This is a genomic window from Actinomadura madurae (assembly GCF_047130825.1).
GTDB classification, from domain to species: Bacteria; Actinomycetota; Actinomycetes; order Streptosporangiales; family Streptosporangiaceae; genus Spirillospora; species Spirillospora madurae.
In genome coordinates, this window is sequence record NZ_CP083237.1 from 9,567,811 (window position 1) to 9,589,375 (window position 21,565).

Annotated in this window: 20 protein-coding genes and 1 pseudogene; 13 read left to right on the plus strand and 8 right to left on the minus strand. The window is 74.6% G+C overall.

Features of this window, described 5'->3' with window-relative positions:
* Nucleotides 1–12: 12 nt before the first annotated feature.
* Nucleotides 13–531: a MarR family winged helix-turn-helix transcriptional regulator gene (locus K8Z49_RS44840; RefSeq protein ID WP_412516983.1), complete on the plus strand. Its 519-nt coding sequence runs from the start codon at nt 13–15 to the stop codon at nt 529–531.
* A gap of 1 nt (nt 532) precedes the next feature.
* On the opposite strand, the gene K8Z49_RS44845 is transcribed toward K8Z49_RS44840, so the two are convergent.
* The 6 genes from K8Z49_RS44845 to K8Z49_RS44870 form a co-directional block, all read right to left on the minus strand.
* Complete coding sequence (locus tag K8Z49_RS44845) at nt 533–832, minus strand: metal-sensitive transcriptional regulator (protein ID WP_024936094.1); 300 nt, start codon at nt 830–832, stop codon at nt 533–535.
* 84 nt (nt 833–916) lie between these two features.
* A complete protein-coding gene (locus tag K8Z49_RS44850) occupies nt 917–1,507 on the minus strand; it encodes a histidine phosphatase family protein (protein WP_021598692.1) in 591 nt (196 codons plus the stop codon).
* A gap of 22 nt (nt 1,508–1,529) precedes the next feature.
* A complete protein-coding gene (ald, locus tag K8Z49_RS44855) occupies nt 1,530–2,645 on the minus strand; it encodes an alanine dehydrogenase (protein ID WP_021598693.1) in 1,116 nt (371 codons plus the stop codon).
* A 143-nt stretch (nt 2,646–2,788) separates the two neighbouring features.
* On the minus strand, nt 2,789–3,598 hold the full coding sequence (locus K8Z49_RS44860) for an SAM-dependent methyltransferase (protein ID WP_021598694.1): 810 nt from the start codon (nt 3,596–3,598) through the stop codon (nt 2,789–2,791).
* 117 nt (nt 3,599–3,715) lie between these two features.
* Nucleotides 3,716–4,879, minus strand: coding sequence for a glycerate kinase (locus K8Z49_RS44865; protein WP_052357832.1), 1,164 nt, complete (start codon nt 4,877–4,879; stop codon nt 3,716–3,718).
* A gap of 126 nt (nt 4,880–5,005) precedes the next feature.
* On the minus strand, nt 5,006–6,451 hold the full coding sequence (locus K8Z49_RS44870) for an NCS2 family permease (RefSeq protein ID WP_021599999.1): 1,446 nt from the start codon (nt 6,449–6,451) through the stop codon (nt 5,006–5,008).
* 192 nt (nt 6,452–6,643) lie between these two features.
* Between K8Z49_RS44870 and K8Z49_RS44875 the strand changes: the two are divergent.
* From K8Z49_RS44875 to K8Z49_RS44915, 9 genes and pseudogenes are all read left to right on the plus strand, one after another.
* Nucleotides 6,644–6,955, plus strand: a pseudogene (locus tag K8Z49_RS44875) (PucR family transcriptional regulator); the annotation flags it as partial.
* Between the two features lie 14 nt (nt 6,956–6,969).
* A complete protein-coding gene (locus tag K8Z49_RS44880; protein WP_024936096.1) occupies nt 6,970–8,268 on the plus strand; it encodes a helix-turn-helix domain-containing protein in 1,299 nt (432 codons plus the stop codon).
* Nucleotides 8,269–8,334: 66 nt separating this feature from the next.
* On the plus strand, nt 8,335–9,426 hold the full coding sequence (locus K8Z49_RS44885; protein ID WP_412516984.1) for a DUF5685 family protein: 1,092 nt from the start codon (nt 8,335–8,337) through the stop codon (nt 9,424–9,426).
* A gap of 106 nt (nt 9,427–9,532) precedes the next feature.
* Complete coding sequence (locus tag K8Z49_RS44890; RefSeq protein WP_021599127.1) at nt 9,533–10,198, plus strand: copper resistance CopC family protein; 666 nt, start codon at nt 9,533–9,535, stop codon at nt 10,196–10,198.
* Entirely contained in the window at nt 10,191–12,245 is a 2,055-nt protein-coding gene (locus tag K8Z49_RS44895) for a cytochrome c oxidase assembly protein (RefSeq protein ID WP_412516985.1), read from the plus strand. The genes K8Z49_RS44890 and K8Z49_RS44895 overlap by 8 nt, the downstream gene beginning before the upstream one ends.
* A gap of 56 nt (nt 12,246–12,301) precedes the next feature.
* Nucleotides 12,302–13,534 (plus strand): sensor histidine kinase, encoded by a 1,233-nt coding sequence (locus K8Z49_RS44900; protein ID WP_412516986.1) that lies wholly within the window; start codon nt 12,302–12,304, stop codon nt 13,532–13,534.
* Nucleotides 13,531–14,187, plus strand: coding sequence for a response regulator (locus tag K8Z49_RS44905; protein WP_021599124.1), 657 nt, complete (start codon nt 13,531–13,533; stop codon nt 14,185–14,187). The genes K8Z49_RS44900 and K8Z49_RS44905 overlap by 4 nt, the downstream gene beginning before the upstream one ends.
* 17 nt (nt 14,188–14,204) lie before the next feature.
* Nucleotides 14,205–15,146, plus strand: a complete 942-nt coding sequence (locus K8Z49_RS44910) for a TIGR03621 family F420-dependent LLM class oxidoreductase (RefSeq protein WP_021599123.1) — start codon at nt 14,205–14,207, stop codon at nt 15,144–15,146.
* Nucleotides 15,147–15,218: 72 nt separating this feature from the next.
* Nucleotides 15,219–16,316 (plus strand): hypothetical protein, encoded by a 1,098-nt coding sequence (locus K8Z49_RS44915; protein WP_412516987.1) that lies wholly within the window; start codon nt 15,219–15,221, stop codon nt 16,314–16,316.
* Here the strand turns inward: K8Z49_RS44915 and K8Z49_RS44920 are convergent.
* Entirely contained in the window at nt 16,310–18,046 is a 1,737-nt protein-coding gene (locus tag K8Z49_RS44920) for a hypothetical protein (RefSeq protein ID WP_075019789.1), read from the minus strand. The genes K8Z49_RS44915 and K8Z49_RS44920 overlap by 7 nt on opposite strands.
* A gap of 101 nt (nt 18,047–18,147) precedes the next feature.
* Between K8Z49_RS44920 and K8Z49_RS44925 the strand changes: the two genes are divergently transcribed.
* From K8Z49_RS44925 to K8Z49_RS44935, 3 genes are read left to right on the plus strand one after another with little or no spacing between them, the layout of a single operon-like run.
* Nucleotides 18,148–18,822 carry a response regulator gene (locus K8Z49_RS44925; protein ID WP_021598230.1) on the plus strand — a complete coding sequence of 225 codons (675 nt, stop codon included), beginning with the start codon at nt 18,148–18,150 and terminating at the stop codon, nt 18,820–18,822.
* Nucleotides 18,822–20,285 carry a sensor histidine kinase gene (locus tag K8Z49_RS44930; protein WP_024936099.1) on the plus strand — a complete coding sequence of 488 codons (1,464 nt, stop codon included), beginning with the start codon at nt 18,822–18,824 and terminating at the stop codon, nt 20,283–20,285. The genes K8Z49_RS44925 and K8Z49_RS44930 overlap by 1 nt, the downstream gene beginning before the upstream one ends.
* A complete protein-coding gene (locus tag K8Z49_RS44935; RefSeq protein WP_143118264.1) occupies nt 20,282–20,803 on the plus strand; it encodes a hypothetical protein in 522 nt (173 codons plus the stop codon). The genes K8Z49_RS44930 and K8Z49_RS44935 overlap by 4 nt, the downstream gene beginning before the upstream one ends.
* Here K8Z49_RS44935 and K8Z49_RS44940 read toward each other — a convergent pair whose 3' ends face one another.
* Nucleotides 20,804–21,520 carry a metal-dependent hydrolase gene (locus K8Z49_RS44940; RefSeq protein ID WP_024936100.1) on the minus strand — a complete coding sequence of 239 codons (717 nt, stop codon included), beginning with the start codon at nt 21,518–21,520 and terminating at the stop codon, nt 20,804–20,806. It lies immediately after the preceding gene.
* Nucleotides 21,521–21,565 lie beyond the last annotated feature (45 nt).

Here is a 21,565-nt window from a genome sequence, read left to right on the forward strand (position 1 = left end):
GAACTTCAAGGTATGTCCGAGAATCGATCTGCCGCCGCCGCGGCGGTGGACGCGGACCTGGAGACGATGGTCCAGCTCACGGCCAGGATGATGCGCGGGATCAAGGGCGGGCACGACGGCGCGGAGGAGCTCGTCGACCGGGTGCGCGCCGCCGGCCTCGGACCCCGGCACGTGCCCGCGCTGATCCAGCTCGTCCTGCATGGCCCCATGGCCGTGGGCGTCCTGGCCCGGCGGATGGCGCTCAGCCCCGCCACGGTCAGCCAGCTGGTCGGCGAGCTGGAGCGCGCCGGCTTCGTGGAGCGCCGCCCGGACGAGCGGGACCGCCGGCGCATGATCGTCAGCCTCGGCGAGCGGCACCGCGAGATGGTCGAGCGGTTCACCTGGCGCCGGCTGCGGCCGTTCCGCATGGCGCTGGAGGCGCTCACGCCGGACGAGCGGGCGCAGTTCCTGCACGGCTGGCGCGTCCTGGTCGAGACCATCGAGCGCACGAGCGCGCCCGCGCCGGACGGCGAGGGCTGCCCCGGCGGGTGAGTCAGCCGCGCCGCATGAGCCGCCCGACGGCCGCCATCAGCTCGGTGGACATCGCCTCGCCCTTGCCCTCCTCGGCGCCCTCGGCCACGCAGTGCCGCACATGCCCGTCCAGCAGGCCGAGCGCCACCTTGTCCAGCGCCGCCTGGACCGCGCTGATCTGCGTGAGGATGTCGATGCAGTAGCGGTCCTCCTCGACCATCCGGCCGATGCCGCGCACCTGGCCCTCGATCCGCGCCAGCCGGGTCTGCAGCTGGTCCTTGGTGGCGGTGTACCCCCGGACGGGGGCCTCGCTGGCCGTCATCTCCAACCTCGCAATCCTTCCGGGGCGCTCGCCCGGGTACCCCTGGGGGACATCCCCACCAGGTACCCTATGCGCTGGCCGTGGTTACCGAACCGGGACGTTCCAGGCGCTGATCACCGGTCTGCCGTGCTCGGTGCCGAGCGCCGACACGGTCCCGGTGCCGAGCGCGAACAGCCGGCCCCGCGCGGGCTCCAGGCCGAGCCACCGCGCCGTCAGGACGCGCAGGAGGTGGCCGTGCGCGACGAGCGCCACGTCGCCGTCCGCGAGCGCCGCCCGCACCCGCGCGAGGACCGCGTCCGCCCGCCCGCCGACCTGCTCGACGGTCTCGCCCGGATGCCCGGCGTCGCCCGGGACCACCCCGTCGTCCCACAGGAACCAGCCGGGACGCTCCTCGCGGATCGCGGCCGAGGTGATCCCCTCGTAGCCGCCGTAGTCCCACTCCCACAGGTCGGGGTCGGTCCCGTCCACCCGCAGCCCCGCCAGCTCCGCGGTCCGCCGGGCCCGCTCCGCCGGGCTGGCCAGCGCCAGGGCGAACCGCCGCCCGGCGAGCGCCTCGCGCAGCGACCGCGCCTGCTCCTCGCCCCGCTCGGTCAGCGGAAGATCCGTCCGCCCGGTGTGCCGGCGCTCCCGGCTCCACTCGGTCTCCCCATGACGCACCAGCACCAGTTCGCCCACGAGGCAACTCTAGGGGGGCGGATCAGTCCAGGACCGACGCGAGAGAGGTGTGGGGCAGGCCGTGGGCCTCGGCGACGTGGTCGTAGACGAGCGCGCCGGCGTGGGTGTTGAGGCCGCGGGCGAGCGCGGCGTCGGCGCGCAGGGCGGCGCGCCAGCCCCGGTCGGCGATCTGGACGGCGTACGGGAGCGTGACGCCGGTCAGCGCGTAGGTGGAGGTGTTCGGGACGGAGCCCGGCATGTTGGCCACGCAGTAGAACGTCGAGCCGTGCACCTTGTAGGTGGGGTCGTCGTGCGTGGTGGGGCGGGAGTCCTCGAAGCAGCCGCCCTGGTCGATCGCGATGTCCACCAGGACCGAGCCCGCCTTCATGCGGGCGACCAGGTCGTTGGACACCAGCTTGGGCGCGCGGGCGCCCGGGATCAGCACGGCCCCGATGACGAGGTCGGCGGCGCGGACCTCCTGCTCGACCGTGTACGCGCTGGACACCAGCGTCCGCAGGCGGCCCTGGTAGATGGCGTCGATGTGGCGGAGGCGGTCGACGTCCACGTCGAGGACGGTCACGTCCGCGCCCATGCCGGCGGCGATCTGGGCGGCGTTGAGACCGGACACGCCGCCGCCGATGACGACGACCTTCGCCGGCGCGACGCCGGGCACCCCGCCCGGCAGGACGCCCCGCCCGCCGGTGAAGGACATCAGGTTGTACGCGCCGACCTGCGCGGCGAGGCGCCCGGCGACCTCCGACATCGGCGCGAGCAGCGGCAGCGAGCCGTCGGCGAGCTGGACGGTCTCGTAGGCGATCGCGGTGACGCCGGCCGCCAGGAGCGCGTCGGTGCACGCCCGGGACGCGGCGAGGTGCAGGTAGGTGAACAGGATCTGGCCGTCGCGCATCCGGTGGTACTCCGGCGCGACCGGCTCCTTCACCTTGAGGATCAGCTCGCCCTCGGCCCAGACGCCGTCCGCGCCGTCCAGGATCTTGGCGCCCGCGGCGGCGTAGTCGTCGTCGGGGATCGCCGAGCCGAGCCCGGCGCCGCGCTCGACGAACACCTCGTGGCCGTGCCGGGTGAGCTCGTGCGCGCCCGCCGGGGTGATCGCCACCCGGTACTCGTGGTTCTTGATCTCTCGCGGGACGCCGATCTTCACCGCAAGCTCCTCCGCCGACGCTGACCAGGACCTGTACCTCCAGCGTGCGGGGCGGACGAACCCTCCGGCCATGTGCAGGGTGTCAGGGCATCGGCTGTTCCGATGACACCGTGTAAAGCGCTCCCGGCGGCGGGCCGCGGTCGTCAGGGCTTGCGGGCGATGCCCCCGTACATGAGGCGCTGGCCGACGGTCAGCTCGTCCGGGACGTCCTCCTCGGGCCGCCACAGCGGCAGCGGGACGAGGCCGGGCTCCAGGAGCTCCAGGCCGTCGAAGTAGCGGGTGATCTCCTCGGGGGTGCGGAACCGGCCGGTGCCGAGCAGGCCCTGGTACTGCACCTCGGCGTCCGCCGCCTCCTGGCTGGACCGGCAGAAGGCCGTGACGAACAGGTGGCTGCCGGACGGGACGGCCTCCATCAGCGTCTCCACGATCTGCTGCGGCCCCTCGTCGTCGTGCAGGTGGTGCAGGATGCCGACGAGCATCACCGCGACGGGCTCGCCGAAGTCGATCAGCCGGCGCACCTCCTCGTGGGCGAGGATCTTCTCCGGCTCGCGGATGTCGGCGGTGACGACCGTGGTGCTCGCGTTCTCGGCCAGCAGCGCCCGCCCGTGCGCGAGCACGATCGGGTCGTTGTCGACGTACACCACCCGCGAGCCGGGCGAGACGCTCTGCGCGACCTGGTGGGTGTTCTGCACGGTCGGCAGCCCGGAGCCGAGGTCGAGGTACTGGCGCAGGCCGGCCTCGGCCGCCAGGTAGCGCACGCCGCGGCCGAGGATCTCCCGGTTGTAGGTGGCCACGTCGTAGATCTCCGGAATGATCTTGACGATCTCGGCGACGAAGGCGCGGTCGACCTCGAAGTTGTCCTTGCCCCGCAGCACCACGTCGTAGGTCCGAGCGATGCTCGGCTTGGTGACGTCGATCCCGAGGGACGCCCAGTCGTACTGCTCTTCCGCCATGCCGTGCCCGCCTAGCGCCGCTGTTGAGTTCCCGATGACCTGCCGCTCCCGTCGATCGTAAAGGGCTGACCACACGGTCGCCACGAAAGTGGCGAATATTCGTTGGAGCGCTCCGATTCACGGGCGCGCGGGCGGCAGCCACTCGTCGGCGATCGCCACCGTCAGCTGCTCCAGCAGCGGGCCGGCCCGGCGGACGCGGCGCTCCTCGTCCGGTTCGATGTCGGCCAGCGCGTACGCCGCCTGGATGCGGGCCTTGCGCAGCTGCTCGCCGGTGAGGCCGCGGCGGCCGGCCACCGCGACGACGGGCGCGCCCGCGCGGGCGGCGGCGCGGGCCACCCCGATCGGCGCGCTGCCGCGCAGCGACCGGGTGTCCAGGACGCCCTCGCCGGTGACCACCAGCCGCGCGCCGCGCGCCTTCCCGGCGAACCCGAGCAGGTCCAGCATCAGGGACGGGCCCGGCTCGATCGTCGCGCCGAGGAAGGTGAGCGCGGCGAAGGCGACGCCGCCCGAGGTCCCGGCGCCGGGCAGGTCGCGGGCCGCCCTGCGGGCCGCCGCCTCCGCCAGGTCGGCCCAGCGGCGCAGGCCCGCGTCCAGCAGCCGCACCTCGTCGCGGGTCGCGCCGCGGCGCGGCCCGTCGACCGCGGCGGCGCCGGTGCGGCCGAGCAGCGGCCCCGCCGAGTCGCCCGCCACCACCACCTCGATGCCCGACATGTCGGGCAGGCCGCGCAGGTCGAGCGCGTGCAGCGAGCGCAGCGCCGCCCCGCCGGGCGGCAGGTCCTTGCCGAGCGCGTCCAGCAGCCGGCCGCCGAGCCCCTGGACGAGGCCCGCGCCGCCGTCGGTGCAGGCGCCGCCGCCGAGGCCGAGGACGATCCGGCGGGCGCCGAGCCGGACGGCGTGCGCGACCAGCTGCCCCGTCCCGATGCTGGAGGCCACGAGCGGCCGCGGCTCGCCGCCCGGCAGCCGGCGCAGCCCGGACGCCTCCGCCAGCTCGACCACCGCGCTGCGGCCGTTCACCGCGAGCCGCGCGGTGACCGGGCGCCCCGTCGGCCCGCACACCTCCACCTCGACCCGCCGCCATCCGGCCGCCACCGCGGCCTCGACGGTGCCGTCGCCGCCGTCGGCCACGGGCAGCTCCACCAGCGGGACGCCGGGACGCGCGCGCCGCAGCCCGGCGGCGAGATGCCGGGCGGCCCGCGCCGCGGTCAGCCCTCCCGGGAACCTGTCAGGTGCCAGCAGGACGTGACCGTGCGGCGACGGGCGGGAGGGAGAGTCCGGGGACACCACAGCCACGCCTTTCACGCCGGGGGGTAAGGCCCTACCTTCTGCTTACGCCATGACGGCACTATTTGACACCCGCAACCGCGTCCCAGAGTTTCAAATGGGCGGGGAAGTCGCGTCACGCGACGGTCACCGCACGTTCAGCCACTGCTCGACGGGATGGAGCGCGAAGAAGACCAGGAACAGCGCCACGACCGGCCACAGCCAGACCGAGACCTCGCGCCACCGGCCCCGGGCGAGCTTGATCAGCGCGTAGGCGACCATGCCGCCGCCGATCCCGGTCGTGATCGAGAAGGTGAACGGCATCAGCACGATGGTGAGGAACGCCGGGATCGTCAGGTCGAGGTCGTTCCAGTCCACCTTGGCGACCTGCGTCATCATCAGCGCGCCGACCACCACCAGGGCCGGCGCGGCGGCCTGCGCGGGGACGGTCGCGGCGAGCGGGGTGAGGAACAGCGTGACCGCGAACAGCGCGCCGGTGGCGAGGTTGGCCAGACCGGTCCTGGCCCCCTCGCCGACGCCGGCCGCCGACTCGACGAACACCGTGTTGGCCGAGGAACTGGTGACGCCGCCGAACGCGGCGGACAGGCCGTCCACCGACAGGATCCGGCCGAGCCGCGGGACCTCGCCCTTCTCGCTCACCAGGCCCGCCTCGTCGCTGATGCCGAGGATCGTGCCCATCGCGTCGAAGAACCCGGACAGGACCAGCGTGAACAGCACGACGAGCGCGGTGATGACCCCGGCCCGGCCGAATCCGCCGAACAGGTCGATCTCCCCGAACAGCCCGAAGTCGGGGACGGCGAAGAGCTTGTCGGGCATGTTCGGGGTGACCACGCCCCAGCCGCCCTCCTTGACGGTCGCGTTCTCCTGGATCGCCACGGCCCCGGCCGTCCCGGCGATGATGCTGATCAGGATCGCGCCGGGCACCCGCCGCACGTAGAGCACGATCATCAGCAGCAGGGTGAGCGCGAACACCAGCGACGGCAGCGTCTCCAGCCGGCCGCCGGTGCCGAGCGACAGCGGCGGGCTCGTCGCGCTGGAGGTGACGAACCCCGCGTCGTAGAGGCCGACCAGCGCGATGAACGCGCCGATGCCGACCGCGATCGCGTGCTTGAGCGCCAGCGGGATCGAGTTCATGATCCGCTCGCGGACCCCGGTGAGCGCCAGCAGCACGATCACCGCGCCCTCGATCACCACCAGGCCCATCGCCTGCGGCCAGGTCATCACCGGCGCGGCCTGGAACGCCACGACCGCGTTGATGCCGAGCCCGGCGGCGAGGGCGAGCGGCGCGTTCCCGACCAGCCCCATGATCACCGTGGCGACCGCGGCGGACAGCGCCGTCATCGTGGTCAGCTGCGGGATCGACAGCGCCGCCCCGGTGACGTCCTTGGCCCCGCCGAGGATGATCGGGTTCAGCAGGATGATGTAGGCCATCGCGAAGAACGTGGTCACGCCGCCGCGCAGCTCGCGCGGCACGGTCGTGCCGCGCCCGGTGAGGTCGAACAGCCGCTCCAGCGGCCCGCGCCCGCCCGCCGGCGGCGGGTCCGCGGTGTCGGCGGCAGTCGTATCGGACATGACGGGGGCTCCGATTTCCGCAGCGTGATCAGGGCGAGCACAGGGTAGCTGCCCGGTTCGCGGCGGTGGTGAACCGGTCCCGCTCCGCGGGCGGTGTCGCGACGTGAGTCCCGGTCTCCGCAGCGTGACGGGGGAGCGCGTCCGCTATAGCCTGCCCTGGTGCGAATGCGAGACTCCTCCGAGGCGGCGTGCCTGGACTCCTACGCGCGGCTGCTGGCCTCAGTGCCGGAGCGGACGCGCTCGTCCTTCCGCGCCCGGATGCTCGGCCCGCTGGAGGAGTACGACAGCACCAGGCAGGCCGACCTCGTGCACACGCTGGAGGTCTTCCTGTCCTGCTCGGGTTCCTGGAGCCGCAGCGCGACACGGCTGCACGTCCATGTGAACACGCTTCGGTACCGAATCCGGCGAATCGAGGACCTGACCGGGCGGGACCTCGGCACACTGGAGGATCGAGTCGACTTCTTCCTCGCCCTGCGCGCGACGCGGCCGGCGAGCACCTGGTAGGCGGTGGTCACACGATGGATCGGGAGACACTGGGGCAGCGCATTCGCGCCCTGCGCATCCGGCAGGGCGTGAGCCAGGCCCAGCTCGCCTTCCCCGAGCTGTCCGACAGCTACATCTCGCTCATCGAGAGCGACAAGCGGGTGCCGGCCCCGAGCGTGGTGGAGCTGCTCGCGGCGAAGCTGAACTGCTCGGCGACCTATCTCGTCAGCGGCGTCAGCGAGGACGTCGTCGACGAGCTGCGCGTCACCCTCGACTACGCCGAGATCGCGCTCAGCAACGGCGCCGCGGCCGAGGCGCGGGCCCGGTTCGCCGAGGTGCTCGCCAGCGCGGACGCGGTGGCGCTGCCGGACATGCTGCACCAGGCCCGCTGGGGGCACGCCCTCGCGCTGGAGGCCGCCGGCGAGCTGGAGGAGGCCATCGCCGGGCTCACGGCGCTGACCCGGGAGGCCTCCGCCGAGGCCGACCTCGACCACTGGGCGAAGGTGCACGTCGCGCTGAGCCGCTGCCTGCGCGAGCGCGGCGACATCAGCGCCGGCGTGGAGGCCGCCGAGAGCGCGCTGCGGCACCTCATCGCGACCGGCGCGGACTCCACCGACGCCGCCGTGCACCTCGGCGCGGCGCTGCTGTCGGCGTTCATCGAGCGCGGCGACCTCGTCCGGGCCCGCCAGCTCGCCGGCCAGCTCGTCGAGCGGGCCGAGCGGATCGGCAGCCCCCGCGCCCGCATGGTCGCCTACTGGGAGGCCGCCTACGTCGCGGAGATCCGCGGCGAGTACGAGGATGGCGTCGCGCTCGCCGAGCGCGCGCTGATGCTCGCGGGCGACGGCGAGGACCCGCGCAACCTCAACCGGCTCCGCGTCATCTACGCCGGGCTCCTGCTGCGGGCCCGGCCCGACCAGGCCGCCCACGCCCGCGAGCTGCTCACCCGGGTGCGCGGCGAGATCAGCGCCAGCTCGTCGGGGGAGATCGACGTCGCCTGGTGCCTGACGGAGCTGGCCCGCGCCGAGACCGCGCTCGGCCGCCCCGGCGAGGCGGTGGCGCTCGCCGAGGAGGCCATCGACCTGCTCGGGGACGCCCCGCGCCGGGCGACCGCCGGGGCGCTGACGGTGCTCGGCGAGGCGTCGGTGCGGCTCGGCCGCCGCGACCGGGCCGTCGAGGCGCTCACCCGGGCCGCGACCTGCCTGGAGGAGATGGAGTCCTCGCGGGAGGCCGCGCAGGCGTGGTTCGACCTGGCCGAGGTGCTGGCCGAGGCGGGGACCGCGGAGGAGCCCCGCATGGCCGCCTACCGCCGCGCGCTCACCTGCGTGGGGGTCTAGGCGAACCGTCGCGGCTCCGCCGCGTCCATGAATAAAGCTGCGGGCGCCTGAGATGTGGGAGAAGTCGTGTTCGGTGTAGTACGGCCATGTCGGCATGTCCTGTGCGGGTCCCTGTTCAAGGACTGGATGGCCCATCTGTGCGGGCTGTGCCTGACCCTGCGCGCCGAGCACGGCCAGGCCGCGCGGCTCGTCACCAACTACGACGGGCTGCTGGTGTCGGTCCTGGTGGAGGCGCAGGCGCCGGAGCTGTCGCCGCGCCGCAAGGCCGGGCCGTGCGCGCTGCGCGGGATGCGGACCGCCGAGGTCGTCACCGCGAGGGCGCAGGGCGCGCGGCTCGCCGCCGCGGCGTCCCTGCTCCTCGCGGCCGGCAAGACCCGCGACCACGTGGCGGACGGCGACGGCCCCTACGCCCGCCGCCTCGTCGCCGCCGCGGCGGGCCGGGCGGCCGGGCGGTGGGACGCCGCGGGCGAGCGCACCGGCGCCGCCGTCGGCTTCGACCCCTCGGTGCTGCGCGACGCCGTCGCGCGGCAGCCCGCCCTGGAGTCCACGCCCGGCCTCGGGCTGCTCGACCTGACCGAGCCCACCGAGACGGCCGTCGCGGCCGTGTTCGCGCACACCGCCGTTTTCGCCGGCAAGGAGGGCAACGCCGAGACCCTCGCCGAGGCGGGCCGGTTCTTCGGCCGCCTCGCGCACCTCATCGACGCGGTCGAGGACCTCGCGGACGACGAGGCGGCGGGCGCGTACAACCCCCTCCTCGCGACCGGCACCGATCTCGCCGAGGCCCGCCGGTACGCCGACGACGCGCTGCACGGCCTGCGGCTCGCGCTCGCCGAGCTGGAAATGGAGAGGCCGCGGCTCGTCCGGGCCCTCCTGGACCGCGAGACGGGCCGCTCGGTCGAGCGCGCCTTCGCCCCCGAGGGCCTGGCGAAGCACGGACCCAGGCCGCCGCGTCCCGGCTGGCCGATCCCGTGCTTCACCGGGACGCTCGTCTGCGTGACCTGCGGGGTCTTCCAGCCGGAGTGGAGCGCCCACCACGGCGAGTCCTGCGGCGACCGGTGCTGGTGCACCCGGAACTGCGACGGCTGCGACTGCTGTTGCGACTGCTGCAACTGCGACGGCTGCTGCTGCGACTGCGACTGCTGCGGCTGTGACTGCTAGCGGCCTTTCTGCCGAAACGCCCCATCGTCCGACCCGGAACATGCCATGGTGGCGGGCTCAGTAGGGTAGATGAAGCCCTTCGACTCACTAGAGAACCCGGCCATCCATGAACATCTTCAAGCCCCGGCGGCCCGTGCGCCGTCTCGGACTCGTCGCCGCCCTCGCGCTCGCCCTCGGCGCGTTCACGGCGCCGCCAGCGCTGGCCCACTCGGAGCTGGTCGGCAGCACGCCCGAGAAGGGCGCGCGAGCGGCCTCCGTGTCCGAGGTCAAGCTCGTCTTCAGCGACAAGATCCGCCTCGCGAAGGTCGTCGTCACCGACGGCGCGAAGAAGGAGTTCCAGGCGGGCGCCGCCGAGCGCTCCGGCACGACGGTCACGCAGAAGCTGTCGGGCCCGCTGCCCGCCGGGTCCTACACGGTGGCCTACCGGGTCGTCGGCGAGGACGGCCACCCGATCGAGAAGAACGACCTGACGTTCAGCGTGGGCGGGGACGGTGCCGCGGCGTCCGGGGCGCCCGCCGCGGGCGGGGTCGGCGCGGAGCAGCAGACGGGCGACGCCGCCACCGCCGACGAGCAGCCGCTCAAGATCGACCAGGAGCAGGCCGCGGAGAAGAAGGAGGACTCCGGCTCCGGCATGGTGCTGTGGGTCCTGATCGGCGCCGGGCTCCTCGTGGGCGTCGGCATCGGCGTCGCCATCGTGTTCCGCGCCAGGCGCAAGCAGCCGCCGGCGCCGGCCGAGAGCGAGAAGCAGCAGGTGACGACCGGAAGTGAGTAGGAGCAGCCGGGCCGTCTGGGCGGGCGGCGGGGCCGCGCTGGCCGCGTCCGCCACCGCCCTGGTGGCCGGGCTCGTGCTCGGCGGCTCGGTCACCGAGAAGGTCGTTCCCGGCCTCGGCGACGCGGGCGCCCTCACCCGGTGGGGGCTGCCCGCCTCCCGGACGGCGATGGACCTGCTGTCCGCGCTGGCCGTCGGCGCCCTGCTCGCCGCCGCCGCGTTCCTGCCGGTCGAGGGCGGGCGCGGCGCCCCGCGGCTGTCGAAGGACGCCGTCGGGTACCTGAACGCCGCGTCCTGGTTCGCCGCGGGATGGGCCGCCGCCGCCGCGGCCACCCTGGTCTTCACCGTCGCGGACGTCCTCGGCCAGCCGGCCGGGAGCGTCCTCACCGGCAGCGAGCTGAGCAGCTACGTCGGCTCGCTGCCGCAGGGCACCGCCCTCATGATCGTCGTGCTGCTCGCCGTGGTCGTGGCGCTGCTGGCCCGCACCACCACCACGCCCGCCGCCGCGTTCGGCCTGCTCGCCATGGCCGGGATCGCGCTGCTGCCCGCGCCGCTGACCGGGCACTCGGCCTCGGCCGCCAACCACTCCGTCGCGACGACCGGCGTCGCCCTGCACGTGGCCGCGGTCGCGCCGTGGGTCGGCGGGCTCGCCGTCGTCTGCGTCCACGCCCTGCTGCGCCGCGACCGGCTGCCGCTCATGGCCGACCGGTTCAGCCGCATGGCCCTGTGGTGCTACATCACCGTCGGCGTCAGCGGCCTGGTGAACGTCGTCGCCCGGCTGCCCGACCCGGCGGAGCTGGTCGAGACGAACTACGGGCGGCTCGCGCTCGGCAAGATCATCGCGTTCGGGGCGCTCGGCTGGTTCGGCTGGTGGCACCGGAGCCGGACGCTGCCCGCCCTCGCCGCCGGCCGGCCGTGGTCGTTCGGCCGGTTCGCCACGGTCGAGACGGCCGTGATGGCCGCCACCATGGGCCTCGCGGTCGCCCTGGCGCGCACCGCGCCGCCCCCGCCGGCCGAGCCGGAGTCGGCGGTCAAGGCGCAGCTCGGCTACGACATGCCCCCGGAGGTCACTCCGGCGCGGCTGCTGACGCTGTGGCAGTTCGACCTGTTCTTCGCGGTCCTCGTCGTCGTCCTCGGCGGCCTGTACCTGGCCGCGGTGGTCCGGCTGCGCAAACGCGGCGACTCCTGGTCCACCGCCCGCACCGTCTCCTGGTTCCTCGGGCTCCTGACCATCGTGGCCGTCACCCAGACCGGCGTCGCCAAGTACGCGCCGATCCTGTTCAGCGTGCACATGGCGCAGCACATGGTGCTGAACATGCTGACACCGATCTTCCTGGTCGTCGGCGCGCCGGTCACGCTGGCGCTGCGGGCGCTCAAGCCCGCCCGGATCCGCGGCGACCGCGGCCCGCGCGAGTGGCTGACCGCGATGCTGAAGAGCAGGTACCTCCAGGTCATCGCGCACCCCGCGGTCGCGACCGTCATCTTCGTGGCGAGCACCTTCGCGCTGTACTTCACGCCGCTGTTCGAGGCCGCGATGCGCAACCACCTCGGGCACATCGCCATGATGGTGCACTTCCTGGCCTCCGGATCCCTGTTCTTCTGGGTGCTGCTCGGCGTCGACCCGGCGCCGAGGAAGCTGCCCTACCCCGGGCGGCTCCTGCTGCTGTTCGTGACGATGCCGTTCCACGCGTTCTTCGGCATCGCGCTGATGAACATGAGCCAGGCGCTCGCCCGCGGCTGGTACGCCTCCGTCGACCCGCCGTGGGGCACGACGACCCTGCACGACCAGCACACCGGCGGCGCGATCGCGTGGGGGTTCGGCGAGGTGCCGACGTTCATCGTCCTGATCGTCCTGGCGATCCAGTGGTATCTGGACGACCAGCGGCAGGCCCGGCGCCTGGACCGCAAGGCCGACCGGGCCGCGAAGGGCGGCGGGGGCGGCGAGGACGACGAGCTGGCCGCCTACAACGCCCGCCTGGCCAAGCTCGCCGAGCGCGACCGGGAGGCGGCCGGAGAGCGGGCCAAGCCCCGCAGGCAGCCCAAGACCTGACACGGCTCCCTCCCGCGGGGGAGGGGCCGGCCCGCCCGGTCTGCCAGGATCGGTGTGTGCTCCGTGTCCTCCGGCCGCTGATCGAGCGGACGACCTGGCGGCGCTGGTCCCACCTCGTCGTGGGCGGCGCGCTGCTGATGCCGTACTGGTTCCTCGCGATGAGCCTGGCGCCGGTGCTGCGGGTCCGCGACCCCGTCGTCATCATCGTGCTGATCCTGGTCGTCCTGCCGACGGCGGCGACGTTCGTCACGGGCCTCGTGCCGACCGTGCGGCTCCTGGAGAGCTCCCTCGCCAAGGAGCTGCTCAAGGGCCCCGCGGCGGCGCTCGTGCCGGGGTCGGCCGCCTCGTGGGAGAGCCGGATCCGGGCCGCCGCGTGGTTCACGCTGCACCTGGTCACCGGCGTGGTCGTCAGCGGGCTGAGCCTGGCGGTGCCGCCGTTCGCGGTCGTGATGATCCTGGCGCCGGCGGTGGCCTGGGACACCCGGTTCCTGGACTCCTGGGGCTGGGAGGGCACCTGGCACCAGTGGCCCGCGCCGCTGATCGGGACGGCGTCCATGGCGGTGCTGCTCGCGCTGATCGTCGTGGCGGGGGCGCTGCTGTCCCGGGCGGCGCCCTGGTTCCTCGGGCCGTCGGCCGCCGAGCGGATCGCCGCGATGGAGTCCGAGGCGGTCAAGCTCGCCGAGCGCAACCGGCTGGCCAGGGAGCTGCACGACTCGGTCGGGCACGCGCTCAGCGTGGTGACGCTGCAGGCCGGAGCGGCCGGGCGGGTGCTCGACAGCGACCCCGCGTTCGCCCGCGAGGCCCTCGGCGCGATCGAGGAGTCGGCCCGCGCCGCGCTGGAGGACCTCGACCACGTGCTCGGGCTGCTGCGCGACGACCCGTCCCGCCCGGCGCCGCAGGCCACGCTGAAGGATCTCGACCGGCTGCTGGAGCAGACGCGGATCGCCGGGGTGACACTGGACGCGGAGGTGGACCCGGAGGTGGAGCACGTCCCGGCGGCGGTGTCGCGGGAGGCGTACCGGATCGTCCAGGAGGGCCTGACCAACGCGCTGCGGCACGCGGGGAAGGTCCCGGTGCGGCTGCGGCTCGGCACCGACGGGGAACGGCTGGAGGTGGAGATGAGCAATCCGCTGGGCTCCCATCGCGGCGACGGCGCCGACCACGGCGGCGGGCGCGGCCTCGGCGGCGTCCGCGAGCGCGTCACCGTGCTGCGCGGGGAGATGACCGCCGGCGCCGAGGGCGGCCGCTGGCGATTCCGCGTCTCGCTGCCGCTAAGGTCCGGAACATGACGATCAAGGTTCTGCTGGTCGACGACGAGCGGCTGATCCGGGCGGGCCTCGCCGCCATCATCGACGCCGAGGACGACCTGGCCGTCGTCGGCGAGGCCTCCGACGGGTCGGAGGTGCCGGGCGAGGTGAAGCGGCTGCGCCCGGACGTGATCCTGATGGACGTGCGGATGCCGCGGCTCGACGGCATCCAGGCGACCCGCCACATCCTGGACACCGTGCCGGAGCCGCCGCGGATCATCGTCGTCACCACGTTCGAGAACGACGAGTACGTCTACGACGCGCTGAAGGCGGGCGCGAACGGCTTCCTGCTCAAGCGGACGCGGCCGGAGGAGATCCTGCAGGCGATCCGGATGGTCGCGCACGGCGACAGCCTGCTGTTCCCGGCGGCGATCCGGGAGCTGGCGGCGCGGCACGGGACGCCCGGCGCCGAGGGCGGCGGCGCGCGCTGGCACGACCGGCTGACCGAGCGGGAGGGGGACGTGCTGCGGCTGATGGCCAAGGGCCGCTCGAACGCCGAGATCGCCCGGGAGCTGTTCGTCAGCCCGCAGACGGTGAAGACCCACGTCGGCAACATCCTCGCCAAGCTGCAGGCCCGCGACCGCACCCAGGCGGTGATCTTCGCCTACGAGACGGGCTTCATCACCCCCGGCTGATTTGGCAGGGTGAGCCCATGAGGGACTTCCGGTTCGGGTTCAACGTCTTCGACATCGCCTCGCACGGCGACTTCGCCGAGCGGTGCCGCCGGGCCGAGCGCTACGGCTACGCCACCGCGCTCGTGCCCGATCACCTCGGCGCCCCGGCGCCGTTCCCGACGATGGTCGCCGCCGCGGACGCGACCGAACGGCTGCGCGTCGGCACGCTGGTGCTGAACGCCGGGTTCTGGAACGCGCACCTGCTCGCCCGCGAGGTCGCCACCGCCGACCGGCTCACCGGCGGACGGGTGGAGCTCGGCCTCGGCGCCGGGCACATGAAGTGGGAGTTCGACGCGGCCGGCCTCCCCTGGGAGCCGTTCGGCGCCCGCGCGGAGCGGATGACCGAGCTGATCGCGGAGCTGGGCGGGCTGTTCGGCGGCGACGGCTACGAGGCGCACCGGCCGATCGCCGAGCACTTCGGGCTGGCCGAGCTGGCGCCCGTCCAGCGGGCCGGGTTCGGCGGCTCGGGCCCGCCGCTGCTCGTCGGCGGGACCGGCGACACCGTCCTGCGGGCCGCCGCCCGCCATGCCGACATCGTCGGGATCGCCGGGGCCTACCAGGTGAAGGGGCGTCCGCCGGGGACGTTCCGGCTGGGCACCGCCGCCGAGGCCGAGGAGCGGGTCCGGTTCGTCCGCGAGCACGCGGGCGGGCGGGCGGACGCCGTCGAGTGGAACGTGCTCGTCCAGCACGTCCAGGTCACTCCCGACCGGCGCGCCGAGGCGGAGCGGATCCACGCGGAGCGGATGCCGGAGATGCCGGTGGAGGAGATCCTGGACACCCCGTTCGTCCTCCTCGGGACCGAGGCGCAGATCGCCGAGCAGATCCGGGAGCGGCGCGAGCGGTTCGGGTTCTCCTACGTCACGGTCCATTCCCCCTTCATGGACGTCCTCGGCCCGGTGATCGAACGCGCCTTCGGGTAGCGCTTACGCCCGGTTTACCTGCGGGTAGCTAGAAAAGAGACATAAGCGAACAGGTCCGACGATCGGGGGATCATGGACGCCGTCACCCTGTCCGAGCTGCGCAAGCCGAGGCCCTATCCGGCGGTGTCGGTGCTGATGCCGACGCACCGGTCCGCCAGGGAGAACCGCGAGGACCGGATCCGCCTGCGCAACCTGCTCGCGGAGGTGCGGCACCGGCTGCGGGACGATCCCCGGGTAGTGCCCGACGCCGCCGACCACGTGCTGCGCGGGCTGGAGCGCGCGGCGGAGGAGGTCGACCCGCGGCACGGCTCCGACGGGCTGGTGCTGTTCGCCGCCCCGAACGGCGAGCACCACGCGTTCACGATCGGCCAGCCCGTCGACGAGCGGGTGGTCGTCGACACCGGGTTCGCGACCCGCGACCTCGTCGCCGACTTCACCCGCAGGCCGCGCTACTGGCTGCTGTCCCTGTCGGACCACCGGACGCGGCTGTGGGACGGCCTCGGCGGGGACCTGACCGAGCACACCCGCGGCGGGTTCCCGCTCGCGCCCGCGCCGATCGACGAGGAGAGCGCCGGGCGGCTGGCGCGCCGCCCCGCCCAGGGCGGTGACGGCGAGCGCCGCCGCCAGGCGGTGCGGGACGCGGTGGCCGCCGTCGAGCGGGTCCTCGCACGCGACCGCCGCCCGCTGATCGTCGCCGGCGTGACCCGCCACCAGGCGCTCTTCGACGAGATCGCCGGACCGCACGTCACCGTGGCCGGCCGTGTCGAGGGCGGCTTCGAGGGCGCCCCGCCGAGCGTGCTCGCCGAGGCGGCCCGCCCGGCGCTCGCCGCCTACGAGGACCTCCGCGAGGTCGGCGTGCTGTCGGAGCTGGAGGCCGCGCGCAGCATCCAGCGCTACGCGGGCGGGCTCCGCGAGGTGGCGCGCCTGGCCGAGGAGGGACGCGGCGAGCACCTGGTCGTCGAGCGCGGCTACTACGCGCCCGCCGTGCGGACCGAGGGCGAGCTCGTCCCGGTGGAGGGCATGCCCGGCGTCCTCAAGGGCGCGGACGTGGTCGACGACGCCGTGGACGACGTGATCGAGACGACGCTGGAGTACGGCGGCGAGGTCACCTTCGTCTCGGACGGCTTCCTGATCGACCACGACCGCATCGCCCTGGTGACGCGCTACTGATCCGCGTCCCCGCAGGAGGGGGCGTGCCAGCTCACCCAGCCGATCGACCATGAGCGCGCCGCGTGCGGCCGCCAGCCCGCCGGGTGCGCGGGCCACGACCGCGCGGGCGGCGTCCCGTCCGGCAGGGGCACCAGCACCGTGCACACGCCCGGCGCGGGCGGACGCCCGTCCCGGATGTCGACGGTGCCGACGCGCGTCCACCACACCGGATGGAGGAGCGCGGTCCTGACCGCCCAGTGCAGCGACCTGTCCGCGACGACGCCGCCCGCCTCCGGGCCGGGGAACGGCGGCTCCGGGTGGACGCGCCGCGCCGGGACCCCCATCGCGAAGGCCAGCGCGGCGGCGTTGACGGCGGCCAGTGCGGCGGCCGTCACCGGCACGGCGTACCGCCTGCCGAGCCTGGACGACGCGACCAGCCCGCAGAGCAGGGCGCATGCGGCGAGCGTCGTCTCGCGCAGGTGCAGCGCGCCGCGGTCACCCGCGAGGAACGTGGCCTCCGGGAAGTCGAACGCGATGAACGAATGCGTGCGGAGCCGCCCGCCCGCGTAGGCGGCGACCCAGAGCCCGGTGACCACCGCCAGGAGCGCGGACGCCGCCGCCGGCCGGACCGCCGTCCTGGCGCCCGCGCGCGAGAGCGCGGCCGCTCCGGCGAGGGCGTAGACCAGCGCGAGGCAGGACAGGTACCGGCCGTAGGCGAAGTTGCCCACCCGGTGCTCGTCCGGCAGCGCCGCCGACGAGGCGTAGGCGACCCCGCAGGTCGCCGCGAGCAGGGCGCCCGCCATGATCCGGTCGGCCGCCGGTGCGCGCCGCCGCACCAGCGTCGCCGCGGCGACCACCAGCCCCGCCCCGGCGAGGCCCCAGGTGGAGACGACCAGGTACCAGAGCTGCCCTGCGGCCCCCGACAGCGCCCATTCCTGACCGGGAACCGTGATCAGCCGCGACTCCAGGATCCTTGCGAGACTCCGCGTGCCTCCCGGATACAGCTCGCCGCGGACGTGCGCGTTCAGCGCCGCCCCCGCCGCGTATCCGGCGAGCGCGACACCGCCACCGGCGAGCGCCGCCCGGAACCGCCCGCGCAGCGCCATGACCATCAGGACGCACGCGTGCACGACGAGCAGGACTGTACCGCGAGTGTGCACGGTCGCCAGATAGGACGTGAGCATGCTCGCGAGGGCCGCGTCGAGGCCCCGACCATCTCGGACGAAGCGGTCGAGCGCGAGGAGCCAGGCCAGCGCGACCGCCGGCAGCACGGCGTCCGCGAGCGCGAACGCGCCGAAGAACGTGGTGGCGGGCAGCAGCGCCGCCGCGAACGCGAGCGGCAGCGCGGGCCGGCGCTCGAGCCCGAACCGGCGCGCCGCCGCGTAGCCGAGCGGGAACAGCGCCGCGCCGAGGAACGCGTTGATCACCATGACGATCGTGTAGACCGTCGCCGGCTCGTGCGACAGCCAGTAGGCCGGTGCCAGGAGGAGCGGATATCCGGCCTGGTAGAAGGTGTGCCCCGACAGGTCGCCGCCCGCTCCGCCGGCCAGCGACCGGGCGGCGATCAGATAGCCGGTCTCGTCCGGGTTCGCGGCCGGGCCCGTCCGCGCCCAGGCGAGCCAGGCCCGGACGGCCGCCTGCGCGAGCACGCCCGCCGCCAGCAGCCAGGGCAGCGCACGGTGACCCCGCCGGGCGGCGTGCGGGGGAGCGGGCGGGACGTGCCGAGGGGGCGGAACGCTCGTGAGCACCATGTGGCCCACCGTTCCGGCACGTCGTCATGATCTTGTGCCGGTGATGTCCAGATCTCGTGACACAACCCGCCAGATGATCGTGAACCGCCGATAATGTCCGGGTGGCGAGCATCCTGTTCATCGAGGACGATCCGTCGGCCAGGGCGGCCCTGGAGCTGGCGCTGACCCGCCAGGGGCACGGCGTGACGTCCCGCGCCACCGGCGAGGACGGGCTGGAGGCGCTGCGGGCGCGGCGCCCCGAGATCGCGCTCCTGGACGTGATGCTGCCCGGCATCGACGGGATCGAGGTGTGCCGCCGCATCCGCCGGGAGGACCCGCTGCCGGTGATCCTGCTGACCGCGCGCGGCGACGACCTCGACGTCGTGCTCGGCCTGGAGGCGGGCGCCGACGACTACGTCGTCAAGCCCGTCGAGCCCCGCGTCCTGGACGCCCGGATCCGCGCGGTCCTGCGCCGCGCCGACCGGACCCGCCTCGACCGGTCCGTGTACGGCGACCTCGTGATCGACCGGGCCTCGCTGAAGGTCACCAAGGGCGGCGCAGACCTGCGCCTCACCCCGACCGAGCTGCGGCTGCTGCTGGAGCTGACCCGGCGTCCCGGCCAGGCCCTCACCCGCCGGCACCTGCTCGCCGAGGTGTGGGAGCACACCTACCCGGGCGACTCCCGGCTCGTCGACGCCTGCGTCCAGCGCGTCCGCGCCAAGATCGAGGACGAGCCGGCCGAGCCGCGGCTGATCGAGACCGTCCGGGGATTCGGCTACCGCTTCGCGGCGACGTGATGCGGCGCCGCTGGTTCACCGGGCTGCGGATCCGGCTCGCCGCGGCGTTCACCGCGGTCGCGCTGCTGGCGTCGGTGCTGGCGTCCGGCATCTCGTACGTGCTGCTGCGCCGCGTGATGCTGCAGCGCGCGCAGGACGCGGTGCTGACCGACGTCCGCGACGCCCTCACCCGGCAGATCCCGTCCCGGCTGCCGCCCGACGTGACGGCGCTCGTCGGCGCCGAGCTGGCGCGCACCCTCGGCTCGGTGCCGGGGCGCCGGGCGGTGGCGGTGCCGGTGCGGCTGGACGGCGGCGTCGCCGTCCCGCCGCCGGGCAGCCTGGACGTCCCCGTCACCCGCGAGTTCGCCCGGCGCGCGATGCGGGGGATGGTGTTCCAGCGCATCGTCCGGCGCGGCCGTCCGCTGGGCAGCCGCCCCTTCCTGCTCGTCGGCGCCCGCGTCACCGGCTACCAGACGACCGTGGACGAGCCGTGGCGGACGACGCCGCCGATGGTGTTCGTCTCCGCGAGCCTGCGCCGGGAGGCGGCCGACCTGCGGCTGTTCACCCGCACGCTGATGGTCGCGGACGCCGCCGCCCTGGTGCTGGCGCTCGGGCTCGCGCTGCTGGCCACCCGCGGCGTGCTGCGCCCGGTGCGCCGGCTCGGCGCCGCCGCGCGCGCCCTCGGCGAGGGCGACCTGGAGACCCGGGTGGGCGTGCGGGGCCGCGACGAGCTCGCCGACCTCGCCCGCACCTTCAACCGGACGGCGGAGGCTCTGGAGCGGACGGTGACGGACCTGCGCGCGATGGAGGCCGCGTCCCGCCGGTTCGTCGCCGACGTGTCCCACGAGCTGCGCACCCCGCTGACCTCGATGATCGCCGCGACCGATGTGCTGGCCGGGGAGGCGGCGGGCGGGGACGGCGCCGCGGCGCGGCTCGTCGCGGCCGAGACCCGGCGGCTCGGGCGGCTCGTCGAGCACCTCATCGAGATCAGCCGGTTCGACGCCGGCGCCGCCGCGCTCGTCCTGGACGACGTGAACGTGGCGGAGGCGGTCGCGGGCACCCTGGAGGCGCGCGGCTGGCGGGACGAGGTGGCGGCCGAGGGGCCCGCGGACCTGACCGCCCGGCTGGACCCGCGGCGGTTCGACGTCGTCATCGCCAACCTGGCCGGCAACGCGCTCGGCCACGGGCGGCCGCCGGTCTCGCTGCGCTTCGGGCCCGCGGACCGCGACGGCGTCGCGGGCGTGGAGGTCGTGGTCGCCGACCGCGGCCCCGGCCTGGCCGCCGACCTGGTGCCCGTGGTCTTCGACCGGTTCGTCAAGGCGGAGGCGGCGCGCTCGCGCAGCGACGGGAGCGGTCTCGGCCTGTCGATCGCCAGGGAGAACGCCAGGCTGCACCGGGGGACCCTGGAGGCGGCCAACCGGCAGGAGGGCGGAGCCGTGTTCACCCTGTGGCTGCCGCGCGGGGACGGCGGTGAACCGTCATGAGAGGGGCGCGCCCGGTGGCGGCCGCGCTGGCGGCCGCCCTCGCCGCGGCCGGCTGCGGCGTCCGGCCCACCGGCGTCATCAGCGGGGGCGACCTGCCGCACGCCGAGGGGAACGCCGACACCGTGACCGTGTACCTGGTGCACGGCGGCGGTCTGCGGCCCGTCACGCGGCCCGGGTTGCCTGGCCACCCGTACCTGTCCATCGAGCAGCTGGCCGTGCCGCCGACCGCGGCGGAGCGCGCCGCCGGGCTGCGTACCGAGGTCCGCCGCCCGCTGACCGCGTGGGTGGACAGGAGGGCCGGCGGGCCGGTCGGCTCGCCCGGCGTGCTGGTCATCGATCTGCGGCCGGAGGTCCCGCGCCGGCGGACCGGCTGGTCCCGGGTGGCGCTGGCCCAGATCGCGTGCACCGCGGAGGCCGTGCCGGGCGTCCGGGCCATCAGGCTGTGGGACGCCCCGGACGCGGACGACTACGGATGGGGACTCGTCCGGTGCGACCGGTTCTCCGATCTGCTCGGCTGATCAGCCCCGGGTCAGCCAGGCGGTGGTGGTGTCGCCGAGGACCGAGCGGACGGCGAGGATCGCGATGCCGAGGGACAGGAACGGCATCACCACCCAGCGCTCGACCTTGCCGTCCGTCCTCGGGATGACGGGGACGTCGATCCGCCAGGGCAGCGGCCAGAACACCGGGCAGCCCCGCGGTGTCAGGCAGTCGCCGGCGACGTGCGCCAGGCACCCGAGCGTGACCGCGAACCCGACGAAGCTCATGTCGAGGTTGTGCATCAGCCAGACCGCGATGAGCGCGAGCGCGCAGTCCGCGAGCGCCGACTGCGGCTCCTTGCCCTCGAAGTCGAGGCCGACGCCGCGCAGCCCCAGCCCGACGATCATGAAGAGGCAGGCCCACCAGGCGTACACGTAGTGGGTGGCGAGGGCGTCCATCGCCCAGCCGATGCCGACCGCGAACAGGATCGAGTGGGTCGCCTGCCGGTGCCCGCCCGACAGCTTGCCGATCCACTTGCACATGTGGCCGGTGATCGGGCCGAAGGTGTTGGCGATGCGTCCGTTGTGGTGGTCGATGTCGGGCAGGATGGCCGCGCCCGCGCACACCACGGCGCCGGCGGCGATCTGCTCCACCGACAGCGAGACCGCGTGGTCGCCCAGCAGCCGCTCCTGCGCGATCACCGGGACGGCCGCCAGCCATGCCAGCGCGCCGCTCAGGGCGTGCGTCTTGCCCATCATGTGCCGTTCCCCCGCCTTCCAGCGCGTACCGCCGCCCGTCTCAGG

Coding starts and splice junctions, on each gene's coding strand:
- K8Z49_RS44915 (WP_412516987.1), top strand. CDS start 15,219: ATGGACGCCGTCACCCTGTCCGAGCTGCGCAAGCCGAGGCCCTATCCG.
- K8Z49_RS44920 (WP_075019789.1), bottom strand. CDS start 18,046: ATGGTGCTCACGAGCGTTCCGCCCCCTCGGCACGTCCCGCCCGCTCCC.
- K8Z49_RS44930 (WP_024936099.1), top strand. CDS start 18,822: ATGCGGCGCCGCTGGTTCACCGGGCTGCGGATCCGGCTCGCCGCGGCG.
- K8Z49_RS44880 (WP_024936096.1), top strand. CDS start 6,970: ATGGATCGGGAGACACTGGGGCAGCGCATTCGCGCCCTGCGCATCCGG.
- K8Z49_RS44845 (WP_024936094.1), bottom strand. CDS start 832: ATGACGGCCAGCGAGGCCCCCGTCCGGGGGTACACCGCCACCAAGGAC.
- K8Z49_RS44905 (WP_021599124.1), top strand. CDS start 13,531: ATGACGATCAAGGTTCTGCTGGTCGACGACGAGCGGCTGATCCGGGCG.
- K8Z49_RS44870 (WP_021599999.1), bottom strand. CDS start 6,451: ATGTCCGATACGACTGCCGCCGACACCGCGGACCCGCCGCCGGCGGGC.
- K8Z49_RS44860 (WP_021598694.1), bottom strand. CDS start 3,598: ATGGCGGAAGAGCAGTACGACTGGGCGTCCCTCGGGATCGACGTCACC.
- K8Z49_RS44940 (WP_024936100.1), bottom strand. CDS start 21,520: ATGATGGGCAAGACGCACGCCCTGAGCGGCGCGCTGGCATGGCTGGCG.
- K8Z49_RS44840 (WP_412516983.1), top strand. CDS start 13: ATGTCCGAGAATCGATCTGCCGCCGCCGCGGCGGTGGACGCGGACCTG.
- K8Z49_RS44910 (WP_021599123.1), top strand. CDS start 14,205: ATGAGGGACTTCCGGTTCGGGTTCAACGTCTTCGACATCGCCTCGCAC.
- K8Z49_RS44935 (WP_143118264.1), top strand. CDS start 20,282: ATGAGAGGGGCGCGCCCGGTGGCGGCCGCGCTGGCGGCCGCCCTCGCC.
- K8Z49_RS44890 (WP_021599127.1), top strand. CDS start 9,533: ATGAACATCTTCAAGCCCCGGCGGCCCGTGCGCCGTCTCGGACTCGTC.